The sequence below is a fragment of the Bacillus sp. EKM202B genome (genome assembly GCF_011066025.1).
In the GTDB taxonomy this organism is placed as follows: Bacteria; Bacillota; Bacilli; order Bacillales; family Bacillaceae_G; genus Bacillus_A; species Bacillus_A toyonensis.
In genome coordinates, this window is sequence record NZ_JAAMNK010000023.1 from 1 (window position 1) to 12,742 (window position 12,742).

The window sequence follows — 12,742 nt, forward strand, 5'->3', positions numbered from 1 at the left end:
TCGAGCTCCGATAGAATATCGAATCTCGATGGCTGCTTAGTCTTTTTAATACTGTCTACTTGACAGGGATAAGACCATCACACAAGTAGGCTTTTTCATACTACGATAACTTCGTCAATAACTGATTTAAATCTTTTTTCGTTTTCGACGTTAACGACTTCATTTTCGTAATATCGATCTTTTCTTTTTCCGCGCCTACAATTAACGGATACATACTTTGACCGATTGTTTTAGAATCCGTCGGATGTGATGCTTCTAACTCTTTTTCAATGACATCCCACTTCTCATTAATTTGTTTTCCAAGTTTATTCACTGTTTCTAATTTAGGGTTAGCAGCTAATTGCTTGTCTAAGCTTTCAATTAATGTAACGACTTCTTTTACGTTCGTTTTCACAGCAACACTTTTCTTCGGATCTTTAGTAGTCTTTCCACTTGTCGTTTGGTCTGTCGTTTTCCCGCTAGTAGTTTGATCGGTTGCTTTGCCACTTGTAGTTTGCTCATTCGTTTTTCCTGTCGTTTCTTTTTCTTTTGTCGTTTTGCCGTTATTTTCTGTTCCAGATGATTCTTTTGTATTTTTTGCATCCTTATCTGTTTTTTCATTTGAAGAAGTATTTGTTTCTTTTTCAGTATCTTTCGTTGTTTTTGACGCTTCATCTGTACTTGTCGTTTTTGTTTCTCCTTCATTTTGTGCTGTTACTTGCTCTTTCTTTTCTGCCTCTTTATCTGCTGATGGACTACAAGCTGCCATAGTAAGCATTGTACCAATTGTTATCGATGCGATAGCGACCTTTTTCATTTTCATATAAATCCCCCTATGTTTACTTAATTTATCCTCCCCTTTACGATTCTATTTCCCCTTAAAAAATCCCTTTTCATACGAATCACCATCTTTCCGACAGTAATCTTCATAATAATACGTACAAAAACTGATAAACCGATTTGAATATTCGAGTTTCTTCTACTTCATTTTTCCTCTCTGCTGTAAAAGAAAAAGAGTATATTGTCACATCAAGAATTACTATCCTCATATGACAATATACTCTCCTATCAAATTTTTCTCTTTCTTGACATTTTATTTATACAAAAAAATATAAATATCTTAATTTTTTTGTTTCTCAACAATTGTTAACATAATGTTTTTATGAGAAACCACCATTCGAATGAATGACTTGCCCAGTAATCCACTTCGCTTCTTCACTTACTAAAAAAGATATTAGGCGCGCAGCATCCAATGATTCTCCAACTCTACCTTGCGGGAATTTCCATACTAAATAATGTTCTAATTCCTCTGTAATCCACCCCGTATTCGTCGGTCCTGGATCAACGGCATTAACGGTAATCCCCTTCTCCATCGCAACTGGTGCTACTGATTTTGTAAATGCTTCAATTGCTCCTTTCGTTGCCACATATGCTAGTTCATCTGGCATTGGATCTAATGACTGCCCTGAAGTAAGATTAATAATACTTCCACTCTTCTTGTATGCATAATGTTTTATAAATAATGAACTTAATAACATAGTTGCCCGAACATTCACTGTATAATGTTTATCTAACTGTTCTACATTTAATTCCTCAATTCTCGTATGAGTAGCATACGCTGCATTATTAATTAAAATAGATGGATCACCTAATCGTTCTGATACCATATAAAACAAACGATTTGGTGAATAAGACTGTGATAAATTGATTTCTGCCATTTCACATCGAACACCGTAACTTTCAATCTCCTTCTTCAACAAAAAGGGCTCTTGATCATTCATTCCCCATGGCATCGCTTTATCATACTGAGACCAGTATGTGAAAAAAATGTCTATCCCTTTTTGAGCAAGCACCTTGCATACAGCTGCACCAATTCCATTCAGACGAGTTGCCCCTGTTACAATTGCTATTTTCTTCACCTTTTCTCCTCCATCTATGGATAAATCCCCTGCACGAATACAGAGGATCTACCTTCTTAATTAATATTTGACAATATACGTTCTGCACCTAATTTTAAAATTTTAATAAAGATATAATTTACAATCGTAAACATTGCAAATAAAACGATAAACATAACCCAAAGTCCGACTTGAAGGAAGAAGTATAATACACTTACTCCGGCTACAATAATTAAAGCTATTAAAATATTAGCTAAAAAATTCCACAAAGTTGTATATCGACTTTTAAATAATTTCTGCTCTGTATCCCAATGAATATCTGCAGTTTGTGCGTCCCAGCGTGTTCCAATTAAATTAATTAATAACAACCCGTTCGCACTTAGTAAAAACCACAGTATCATGAAGACTGGAGAAATTCCAGCTACAACTGCCATCGTAATACCAAATACTGCTAAAATAATCACATTAATTAACCAAGCAGTGATCGCTTTCGCAAAAAAGATATCCGAAGCTTTTACTGGTAAATATCGATTCACAAACCATGAGCTTCCATCACGTGAAAATGACGTCGTTGCAATGACGTTACTACCCATCAAAAATAACGATGCACAAAGACCAACACCGATTGCAAACCCCGTTGTCTCTGGATTGTTAATATACTCTGTAATAAACTTTAAATTCCCATCTTGTACAAATAAAATAAAGAACAACATAATCGGCATAACGAAAGTTTGTACGATACAATTTAAGAAAAATTGTGGTGTACGGAATAACGTTTTAAATTCTTTTTTCACATACGCTTTCAAATGTGAACTTTGTACGGTTGATTTCTGTAAACCTTCTGCTGAAATGACCTCTTTTTTTGCTGTACTCGTTGAAAGTCCAATAACCCCTTTTAAATATGTACGCTCTGCAATGTAATAAAACAACACAAAGAAGACAAATGAAATAAGGGCAAAGATCATTACATATAAAGGTCCCTTCCAATTTGCACTTTCTACTAATGCCACTGCTCCAAAATATGTAGTTGGAAAATAATTTGTCATTTGTACTATAAGAGAAGATTGATTATTTACAAGATATTCCGCAGCCCCGTCTCCAGAAAACGCACTTTTATTTCTCCACTGCATAAATACGTTAATTCCTACAATAAATAGTATACTTACGATTCCAATAAATATATTTCCTCGATCTTTATTTTTTGCTATATTTGTATACCTCATGATTACTGTCATCAGTAACGAAGCTAATACTAACGGCACGATCGGGAAAAGTAAGTAAATAAAAATCATATATATGTAATATGTAATAAATGCGCCACTTTTTAAACCGTACGTAATGAAGATGGGTAATAAAATGAATGAACTCATTACGTATTGTGTAATTAATACCGTTAAAAATTTTGCCGAAATAATTTGCGCTGGTTTTAATGGTAACGGCAATAACATTTCAATATCATTGCTGTAGTAAAATACAGTTAAAATGTTCGTAATACTCATTAAAAATACCCATATACTCGCAATCGCAAGTCCCATTGCGATAATCATTCCTGGGTCTTGCCCTAATTGTTTCATACCTTCATACATTCCATGCGTCATCGAACCAAATATTAAAAAACCAACAAATAAAATAGCTGCAAATGAAAATACATATGCCCATCGCTTCTTCTTATCTGTTATGAAATCTGCATAATTTAATTTCAATAATACTTTCGTTAACGTCCAAATTTTACTCATTGCCCGTCATCTCCAAGAACATTTTTTCAAGTGATTCATTGGATTTAAAATGATCTCTCATTTCATTTAAATTTCCTTTAAACTGCAAATTCCCCTTATTAATAATAGCAACCCGGTCACATATTTTTTCCGCTACTTCTAATACGTGTGTAGAGAAAAATACAATCTTTCCTTTATCCGCATGCTCTCTCATCATTTCTTTTAAAATATAGGCAGATTTCGGATCAAGCCCTGTTAACGGTTCATCTAAAATCCATACATCTGGCTCATGCACGAGCACACCAATAATAACAATCTTTTGTCTCATACCGTGTGAATAACTTTGAATTTGATCAGATAAAGCATTATAAAGGTCAAATTTCTTCGCTAAAGACTCTATTCGTTCTTGCCGTACTTCTTTCGGCACTTCATACATATCTGCCATAAAGTTTAAATATTCAATTCCCTTTAATCGTAAAAACATATCTGGGCTATCAGGAACATAACCAAACGTCTTCTTCGCTTCCATCGGCTCTTCCATAATATTTTTGCCGTTAATCGTAATAGTCCCTTTGTCCACCCCATGAATACCAGTAATCATCTTAATTGTCGTTGATTTACCAGCACCATTCGGTCCTAAAAAACCAAAGATTTCTCCGCTAGGCACAGATAAACTTAAATCTTTTACTGCATAGGTAGACCCATTATAACTTTTTGACACATTCGTAATTTCAATCATTCCATCCAATCCTTTCCTTAATTACCAAATAACTATATTGATATTATAGCATACTTCTATTTTGAGATTTTTACATTTTTCAGTTTATTTAACCTTTAAAATAAATGTACACCCCTAATCCAACAATTAAAACGACGGCTAATATAATATAAATCATCGTAAGACGTTTAATATTTCCTTTTGTCGCTTTACTATAATTCGCATCACCATTTCTCCCAATTAACACCGTCGCAATTACAGTAATCACTACAAGTAATACAACAATCATGATCCAAGTTAGCATTCCTTCCTCCCCTTCCTTACAATCATTTTACAATATTATCCTCTTTATTTCGCAGTATATTTCCTCTTTTTACTATTATTATGAAAAGAATTGGAAAACTATTATTACCATACATTTCTATACGTGATATATTTATAACATAATGTGATTTATTTCTAACATGATAAGGAGGATATATTTATGAAAACAACTTGGATTAAATATTTAGGATTTCTCGGTTTCTTCGGTTTTCTCGGATTTTTTTATGAAAAAGGATTTTTTACTATGTTCTGTTTCTTCTCCTTCTTCACATCGTATAGAACGGTTCAACACGATGAACTGTTTGAACAAATTGTCAATAAATCGTGCCGCAATGCATTTATCGTTACATTACTAACTACCGCTATCATTCTGTTTATTGAAATGTTATTTCCAAACCCTACTTTACAAGAGATTGATATTGCTGTTATTTTCGCTACACTTATTCTTACGTTCGGTTTCTCTATGTTCTTTTACGATAAACCAGTTGATGAAATGGAAGATGTACCATGGCGTTCGTAACGAAAATAAAAGAATACCGCGCCAAGCTACATATGACACAAGAAGATTTAGCAAAGAGCGTTGGTGTACGCCGTGAAACAATTAGCCATCTTGAAAAAGGAAAGTACAATCCTTCCTTACAACTTGCTCACGATATAGCGAGAGCACTTCATAGTAAGATTGATGAGATTTTTATTTTTGAGGATTGATTAAAGGCATCCTGTCACCATAATCACATAAAAAAATACCATCATTCTTTCCAAAAAGAATGACGGTATTTCTCATTGATTATCCATATAAAACTGCATGAAATACGCCTAACAGTAAGTATTGATCCTCTATATAATCATCATCATACACATTCATCTCGATGTAATACATATCTTCCTCAAGACGAATATTCCAATCTGCGATTACATAGCCCTTTCGTAATAACTTTCCAAGCCCAATTGAAGTTTTGTGAACAACATATTCTTCTCTCTTATATGTAAAGGTAAATAAGAAATTTGCGTCTAATAACTTTCCGTCACATACAAGTATTTCATGCTCTGCATCATTATTATCTTTGTACGTTACTAAAATCTTTCTTTGGCGCTGCCTACTTACATCCTTTGCAATGACGCGAATATTATCCTTACTATCCTTTATTTCATAAATGATATTACTACCGATTTTTGGAATGAAGTCTAGTACTCTCATCAACGTATTTTTATAGTAGCCCCGTACTACGCCTACTTGTTTGCTTTCATTATAAACTTCTATTGATATTGTATCCGCTTTACTATCACACGGTCGTTTGTAAGAAAGCTGCATCATTCGCTCTCCTCTTAAGTACTGATCAAACGTCACAGGATATTCTATCGCACGCAGTTCCTTATTTAGCTCATATAAACAACGCCCAACGCTCTCTATTAATGCTGTAGTAGATATACGTTCCTGAAGTTCAAATTGTTGCCAACTGGAATAAATTCTCCACTGATTTTCCTCTTCATAGGAAAAACCAAGAATTATCTCATCACGGTCAGCCGTTTCATAATTCATATGTACGTTCTGCCCGTATTGAACTTGTTCCATCCACTGTCCTAAATAAATGCCGAGCTCTGCAACCTTCATGCATGACTTTTGAAAAAGTACTCTTTCACTCGCGCAAATCGTTACATCTCCTTCGATAAAGCCCTTTGAATAAGCATCATACCGTGACTCATCCTTCTGCGGGAGACTTTTGTCTAACTCAAATAAAAACGTTAACATCCTTTATTCACCTCTAGTTGTTACACTAATCATACATGACATCGCATTACTCTGAGAAACTATTTATATACGTATATTTAATTCACGCATTATAACACGTGAATGACCTTGTATAGTAGCGCTATTTTTTATTCTATATCTTAGTATATGAACTTATATGAGCGATTTTTCTAATATATCTATCGTAACTTACAATATATCAACGATTTTTTCAATATATCTATCGCAACTTACAATATATCAACGATTTTTCTAATATATCTATCACAACTTACAATATATCAACGATTTTTTCAATATATCGATTTTTCGACAAATATCAGCACAATTAAAATGAAGCTACCTTTTCTTCCGCCACTTCCCCAATTTCTAAAATTTGTAGCAGACTCTCCACTTCATAAGTCGGCTTAACACCCGTCATATTTTCTTTCAAACTCGGATTATACCAACACGTATCAATGCCGTAATCTTCTCCGCCTTTCATATCAGAAGTTAGCGAATCTCCAACCATTAGTACACTTGATTTATCCGTAATCCCAAACTTTTCAAACGCATAATCAAAAATCTCACGTGCTGGTTTTTGATGCCCCACTTCTTCAGAAATAATAATATGTTCAAAGAAGTTACGTAAAGGCGAATTTCCAATTCTCGATTGTTGCACCTTCGTATATCCATTCGTAATAATACCTAGCTTGCAATCTTGTAGATTTTCACATAATTGCACTGCACCTTCAATAAGATGTATTTCTTTCCCTAAGTTTTCAAGGTATACATCACTAAATTGCTGCGCATCTACTTCTATATGATGAAGTGCAAATAATTGTCTAAATCGATCTACCGCTAATTCACTTAGCGTAATCATTTTATTCTCTAAATCTCTCCATAACCCATTACTAATCTCTTTATAACTTGCAAGATAATCATTATACCCTGTAGGCATGCCGAACTGTACAAACGCGTTATGTAATGCGTTTCTTTCCGTTTCAGGGAAATCTAATAATGTATCGTCTACGTCGAATAATATAACGTTGTATTTCATGATGTTCTCCTCAATTCCTATTTTCAAAACTTCATTTTCATAGCTTCATTATAAACTTTTATATATTTCATTATAAAGTGCTTTGACTCGCTCTTTATAGAATACACCTTTATCCTTTATTTTCAAATGTGCTATAAATAAGTTTGCTAGCATGACCGCTGTATCTAGTCTATAAAATAAATTAACAATATGAGGGGTAGCATTAAAGATACTATCATTCTTATATCCATCTTTAAATTCATCCCAACTAACCTCATTTGTTTCAGCTATTCTCATAAGCTCCAATAACGGATGACCAATTAAAGCGTTATCCCAATCAACTATTGCTTTAACTTCTCCATTATACCCAATTAAATTGGCTGGTCGAATGTCCATATGTAATAAACACTTTACATGATTAGCTGTACTAAGAATATGTTCAATTGTTTGTGCATCTGGAAGTTTAATACCACAATTCGTAATTGTATTAAAACCTTCTACTCGTTTCACAATGCGTTCCGCTATATACTTACTAATTGGCTCTTTAATATTCTGCTCGTAATGTAAACCTTCAATTGGCATACTATGAAGCTTGCTGACTAACTTCCCTATTTCGTATGCCGAAATTGGCATATGATCCGTAGCCACATAATCCGATATTAAAAAATCAAGTTCGGTAGAAAGATGCAATCTGTGTATACTTGGTACTGGAATACTTTTTGAATGACAATACTTAGAAAGCTCTGCTTCCTTTTGCAACGAAATCCGACTATTAAATAAATCTTCATTTATATTTTCTACTTCTCTTTCCCACGGCACTCGAAATGCTAAAGGTCCCTTTCCTGAATCTCCGCGAAAAACAATATTTTGCACTCCCGTTCCAATCACCTTTAAATCCTGCACAGCTAATTCCTTATATTCTTGACTTAATATTGTTGTTAAACTTTCCCTTAACTCCTCTGCTTTTAAACGTGTATGGATCATTTTATCCCCCGATTCGTAAGTTCTTTTCATCCATTTTCTCCTCGGTGCACAACATCCTCATAAACAAAATTATAGCAATAATAATAAAAGGAGGCTAATCCAAATCAGCCTCCCTTCTTCTTATTTTTCTTCTAACAATAACATTTTCATTTCCTCTAACGACTCTTTCGTAAAGCCAAGAGCTTTTTCAGCGTATGCTTCAACTGATCCGTATTGCTTATGGATTCCATCAATCGCAGCTTGTAAATATTCGGCGCGTGCTTCAAACATTGCACCTAATATCGCTCTACTCTCATCGTTTTGTAGTTTTGCACCTAAAAAGGCCATCATTTTTTCATTTAATTTTTCACGGAAACCGTTACTTAGTAAATAATCTTCCATTACTGTTTTTTCTGGCACACCTAATAGAAGTAGTAATAATGCTGATCCAAATCCAGTACGGTCTTTTCCAGCTGTACAGTGGTTTACTAATGGTAAGTTTTCCGAATTTTGTGCAAGTTGTAAGAAGCTCACGAACGCCTCGTTACCACTTACGAAATCTTGGTTCATTTTCACAAGATATTCACCTGGTTTCCCCAACAGAGAAAGGTCACCAACTTGGAAAAACTCATTTATATTTAAGTCTTTCGCCAAGTCTTGCATAACTGGTAAGCATACTTGACGAGCACCTGTAATCTCTGGATTTGGCTTATGCTTCACTTCAAAGTCTGTACGATAATCACAGATTAACTTTAATCCAGACTTCTGTAAATACGCAATATCCCACTCTGTTAGTCCCGCTAATTCTTCAGAACGGTACAATTTGCCCCATTTTACTTTACGGCCTTCTGTCGTTTCATATCCTCCCATATCACGGAAGTTAAACGCTCCTTGTAGTGGCAATCTACGCTCAGCTACTGTCACTGCTTGTCCATTATTTCCTACTAGTCTAAAATATGGGCGTTCATTTTCACTCGGGTTTTCAATAGTGCATGATGATTCCCCGTTTACAGTTACAAGTAATTCTCCATTTTCTTCAATATAATCTGGTGAAGTACTCCAATAAATGCGTACTTCTTCTATATTATTTTCCCACTTTATATGTAACATATTATCTTCATTTCGTTCTACAGTTGCTTGTAGCCAATTTTCTTGCTGCTCCATTCTTTCACCAACGCTTTCTCTTATAATCGAATCTTTCTCTATTGTATTATAGGAATATCTACTTTGTCGTTCTCATTTTTCTTTTTATCTTACAAACAGGCAAAAAGTTCTTTTACTTGTTCATAATTTGTACACGGATTGCCTCGAAATGAGTTCGAGAGAGTACATCATTCATCCTCCTAAAACTTCCTCACATATCGCTCAGTAGAACTAAGCAGCTGACATCCATTCTTCCCAAAAACATCCTTCATCCACTCATTTTGTACATTTGTCTCGCCAATATAATAAGATGCACCTATTTCCTTTAAGACAAACATTGCACCTGTAAAGAATGCTGCTTCGTACCCTTTATTTCGCATATTTGGAGCCATTACGAAATACATAAGTTTCCCTTCTTCTAACGTACCTTTCTCAATATGCGGGATTACAATTCCTATTGGCTCTTCGCTTGCAACTGCTGTTAAACAATGTTCTTTCCATTGCTCACCAATTTCTTGTTTCATCATATGTACAAATTGATTATAGTCGACTTGTTCTTTCGTCATTTCGTTCCAAAAAGAATAAAAAGTATCCTCTCCTACTTCTTCAATCAGCTTAAAATCAATTTCACTTTCTACATCTTCTACTTCATATATATCCTTAAATACAATCATGTTTTCAGTAACATATTCAAATGAATACGTTTCAAAACATTTCTTATACACATCATAATTTGGACTTTTTGAAGAGATCTCAAAATGTAATTTTTCTACCCCCTCTTTTTCAGCCTCAGCAACGCAATATTGCATGATCTCTTTTAATTGCTCTTCTGTAAAAGCCTCTGCATTATTTTCTTTTATCATGATAGAAGAAGCACTTCTTCTTATTTTAAAATGTTTTTCTAACTGTTCTATTGTCGTCATATTCTTCCCTCATCTATGTCATACTCGAATTTCTAATGGTTCTCCTTGCATGAGCAGGATTGTCCTTGAATATATAGAATACTAGAAAAGATCGCATCTTTAAAGTGCGGAGGAGGTTCTCCATTGGATATTACAGCATTGCAACAACAGTTAGAGCTTATACAACAAAATGACTATACGCAACTGCATCATATAAATGTAAATGAGTTAACTTTGAACATGCTTCAGTACATCGGAACGACTGATAGTTACGTTCGTTACCAACTTATATATAAATGTTTTGCGCATTTCATTCATCATGAATTCCTTATGGACGATCAGCTGAAATTACTGTTGCAAACATGTTTAAGTGATGAGTATTTATATTGTGACATTTACTCCCCACATACAGATGGGGTTTTCACACGTTCTTACACTGTTTCTTTAATTGCGTTAATACTTCAATTCGCTAACTCTCACTACTTTTTTACAGAAGAGGATATTGAAGAGATAAAAAATAAACTTATTACATATACAAACTTAGAAATGGACTTTCGAGGATATATCGAAAATAAAGGATGGGCTCATTGTATCGCCCACGTATCTGATGCTTTCACTGAAATTGTTCATAATTCACATACGACTTTTGAGTGGTATGAAGAGCTCATTCATTGTTTATTAAATAAAATCTTCATTCCATCTGATATTTTTCATAATAACGAAGATGAGCGTATTGTTACGCCATTAATATCCATGCTGTATCATGACTTCCAGCAAGATGAGTTAATTTCAATTATTTATAAAAAAATAAAAAGGCTTCCTCAAATTAGAAAACGCCTTTCGCTTAATGAGTATTGTATTTTATGTGCCAACATTAAAACCTTTTTACGTACATTATTTTTTAGAACAAAAGATGATCATAACTTAGCCTATACAGCACGTAAAACAGAAAAAATGTTAAAAGAACTTCCAAACTATTATTAAATACAAGGAGAAAAATTATGGGTTATATTGAAGACGTAAGAAATCTAGTAGGAAATCATCCACTTATATTAATAGGCTCACACGCCATTATATTAAATGAGAAAAATGAAGTATTACTACAGCTCCGAACAGACTTTAACCGTTGGGGTATTATTGGTGGTGCCTTAGAATATAACGAGACGTTAGAAGATGCTTTAAAACGAGAAGTATTTGAAGAAACTGGGCTTATCATTAAAAATCCAGAACTGTTCCGTACATACTCAGGACCAGATTTTTTTCAAATCTATCCAAACGGCGATCAAGTACACGGTGTACTCGTTATTTATATTTGCCGAGAATTCCACGGTGAACTTATATGTGATCAAGCTGAGTCAAAAGAATTACGCTTTTTTCCGCTTGATAGGTTGCCTATTACTCTTCATCCAGTCATTGAGCGGATTATTAAAGAGTTTCAGCACTCTAATTAAAAAACATTACAAAATAAGTACCTTATATTTTATATAAAAATATAACAACCTCATTTCTCGTCATTACAACGTGAAATGAGGTTGTTATCGTTCACCGTAAATCCCTATTTCCCCAAAAAATAATTAGATGATTTAACGTTCTTTTTCTACAGCTTTATATCCCTTTACAAATAAAATAGTTATATAAGAAATAATGAATGAAAAAACAGTATACATGCCCACCCAAAAGAAAAATGATGGATCGTACAATGTAACATTGAACATAAGAAAAATAAGAAATGTTACCATTGGCATCGCGTAAAATGTACCTATTTTATATGTCACAGCTATTGAAAACATACAAATAAGCAATGGATATATACAGAAAATAAAAATTGACTCACTCAATGTTATGTCCCCCTTTCTGAAGAAATAATAGCTTTCTCTTAAACATTTTGGGGAACAACAAAGTTTTATATTTTTTATTCGTTATTAGTAAATAAAATGTTAGATTGTTATCTCGATCTGATTTCCTTCAGGATCACTTACTACACTTTCATAATAACCATCTCCTGTAGTGCGTGGGCCATTTAACAGAGGATATCCTGCTTCTCTTAACCTATCCGTTAATTGGTCTACTTTTTCTTTGCTACCTACAGAAAATGCCATATGCGCATATCCTACTGTTTGTTTTTTTATTACATCGTCTATCCCTACCTGTCTCATAAGTTCTAGACGCGCACCACCTTCAAAAGTTATAAAGTAAGATTCAAACTTTTTTTTCGGATTGTGATACAATACATTCGCTTCACCATTGAAGTACTGTTTATAGAAATCACGCATGCCTTCTAAATCATTCACCCAAATTGCTACATGTTCAATTCTCATAATCGACACCTTTT

General features: G+C 33.9%; 16 protein-coding genes. 4 read left to right on the forward strand and 12 right to left on the reverse strand.

The genetic code is table 11. The annotated features are described in order from the left end of the window. Window positions 1-100: 100 nt before the first annotated feature. The 5 genes from G9F74_RS22080 to G9F74_RS22100 form a co-directional block, all read right to left on the reverse strand. Window positions 101-802 carry a hypothetical protein gene (locus G9F74_RS22080; protein WP_000782530.1) on the reverse strand — a complete coding sequence of 234 codons (702 nt, stop codon included), beginning with the start codon at window positions 800-802 and terminating at the stop codon, window positions 101-103. A gap of 337 nt (window positions 803-1,139) precedes the next feature. Continuing rightward, on the reverse strand, window positions 1,140-1,898 hold the full coding sequence (locus G9F74_RS22085) for an SDR family oxidoreductase (protein WP_000716978.1): 759 nt from the start codon (window positions 1,896-1,898) through the stop codon (window positions 1,140-1,142). A 56-nt stretch (window positions 1,899-1,954) separates the two neighbouring features. Then, the gene (locus G9F74_RS22090; protein ID WP_000036866.1) at window positions 1,955-3,613 is read right to left on the reverse strand and encodes a putative ABC transporter permease subunit; all 1,659 of its coding nucleotides are present in this window, start codon (window positions 3,611-3,613) and stop codon (window positions 1,955-1,957) included. Beyond that, window positions 3,606-4,331 carry an ABC transporter ATP-binding protein gene (locus tag G9F74_RS22095; RefSeq protein WP_000570205.1) on the reverse strand — a complete coding sequence of 242 codons (726 nt, stop codon included), beginning with the start codon at window positions 4,329-4,331 and terminating at the stop codon, window positions 3,606-3,608. Before G9F74_RS22095 ends, G9F74_RS22090 begins: the two co-directional genes overlap by 8 nt. Window positions 4,332-4,419: 88 nt before the next feature. Next, on the reverse strand, window positions 4,420-4,614 hold the full coding sequence (locus tag G9F74_RS22100; RefSeq protein WP_000958861.1) for a hypothetical protein: 195 nt from the start codon (window positions 4,612-4,614) through the stop codon (window positions 4,420-4,422). Between the two features lie 180 nt (window positions 4,615-4,794). Between G9F74_RS22100 and G9F74_RS22105 the strand changes: the two genes are divergently transcribed. Both G9F74_RS22105 and G9F74_RS22110 read left to right on the forward strand, forming a co-directional pair. Continuing rightward, window positions 4,795-5,154, forward strand: coding sequence for a DUF3796 domain-containing protein (locus G9F74_RS22105; protein WP_000859203.1), 360 nt, complete (start codon window positions 4,795-4,797; stop codon window positions 5,152-5,154). Next, the gene (locus tag G9F74_RS22110) at window positions 5,142-5,342 is read left to right on the forward strand and encodes a helix-turn-helix transcriptional regulator (protein ID WP_000896289.1); all 201 of its coding nucleotides are present in this window, start codon (window positions 5,142-5,144) and stop codon (window positions 5,340-5,342) included. The genes G9F74_RS22105 and G9F74_RS22110 overlap by 13 nt, the downstream gene beginning before the upstream one ends. 79 nt (window positions 5,343-5,421) lie before the next feature. Here the strand turns inward: G9F74_RS22110 and G9F74_RS22115 are convergent, their stop codons facing one another. The 5 genes from G9F74_RS22115 to G9F74_RS22135 all read right to left on the reverse strand — a co-directional run bounded on the left by G9F74_RS22115 (window position 5,422) and on the right by G9F74_RS22135 (window position 10,431). Then, window positions 5,422-6,384, reverse strand: a complete 963-nt coding sequence (locus tag G9F74_RS22115; protein ID WP_000955128.1) for a tubby C-terminal domain-like protein — start codon at window positions 6,382-6,384, stop codon at window positions 5,422-5,424. A gap of 328 nt (window positions 6,385-6,712) precedes the next feature. Then, complete coding sequence (locus G9F74_RS22120; protein WP_000876835.1) at window positions 6,713-7,423, reverse strand: YjjG family noncanonical pyrimidine nucleotidase; 711 nt, start codon at window positions 7,421-7,423, stop codon at window positions 6,713-6,715. 48 nt (window positions 7,424-7,471) lie between these two features. Beyond that, complete coding sequence (locus tag G9F74_RS22125; protein ID WP_000831898.1) at window positions 7,472-8,416, reverse strand: phosphotransferase family protein; 945 nt, start codon at window positions 8,414-8,416, stop codon at window positions 7,472-7,474. Window positions 8,417-8,506: 90 nt separating this feature from the next. After that, on the reverse strand, window positions 8,507-9,529 hold the full coding sequence (locus G9F74_RS22130; protein ID WP_016108815.1) for a tyrosine-protein phosphatase: 1,023 nt from the start codon (window positions 9,527-9,529) through the stop codon (window positions 8,507-8,509). 179 nt (window positions 9,530-9,708) lie between these two features. Next, a complete protein-coding gene (locus G9F74_RS22135; RefSeq protein ID WP_000207397.1) occupies window positions 9,709-10,431 on the reverse strand; it encodes a hypothetical protein in 723 nt (240 codons plus the stop codon). Between the two features lie 123 nt (window positions 10,432-10,554). On the opposite strand from G9F74_RS22135, the gene G9F74_RS22140 reads away from it, so the two are divergent. Both G9F74_RS22140 and G9F74_RS22145 read left to right on the forward strand, forming a co-directional pair. Further along, entirely contained in the window at window positions 10,555-11,394 is an 840-nt protein-coding gene (locus G9F74_RS22140) for a DUF2785 domain-containing protein (protein ID WP_000355436.1), read from the forward strand. A gap of 17 nt (window positions 11,395-11,411) precedes the next feature. Continuing rightward, window positions 11,412-11,861, forward strand: coding sequence for an NUDIX hydrolase (locus G9F74_RS22145; RefSeq protein WP_000540494.1), 450 nt, complete (start codon window positions 11,412-11,414; stop codon window positions 11,859-11,861). Between the two features lie 132 nt (window positions 11,862-11,993). Here the strand turns inward: G9F74_RS22145 and G9F74_RS22150 are convergent, their stop codons facing one another. Both G9F74_RS22150 and G9F74_RS22155 read right to left on the reverse strand, forming a co-directional pair. After that, window positions 11,994-12,248, reverse strand: a complete 255-nt coding sequence (locus G9F74_RS22150; protein WP_000004285.1) for a YbeF family protein — start codon at window positions 12,246-12,248, stop codon at window positions 11,994-11,996. Window positions 12,249-12,347: 99 nt separating this feature from the next. Next, a complete protein-coding gene (locus tag G9F74_RS22155; RefSeq protein WP_001217527.1) occupies window positions 12,348-12,728 on the reverse strand; it encodes a VOC family protein in 381 nt (126 codons plus the stop codon). Between the last annotated feature and the right edge of the window lie 14 nt (window positions 12,729-12,742).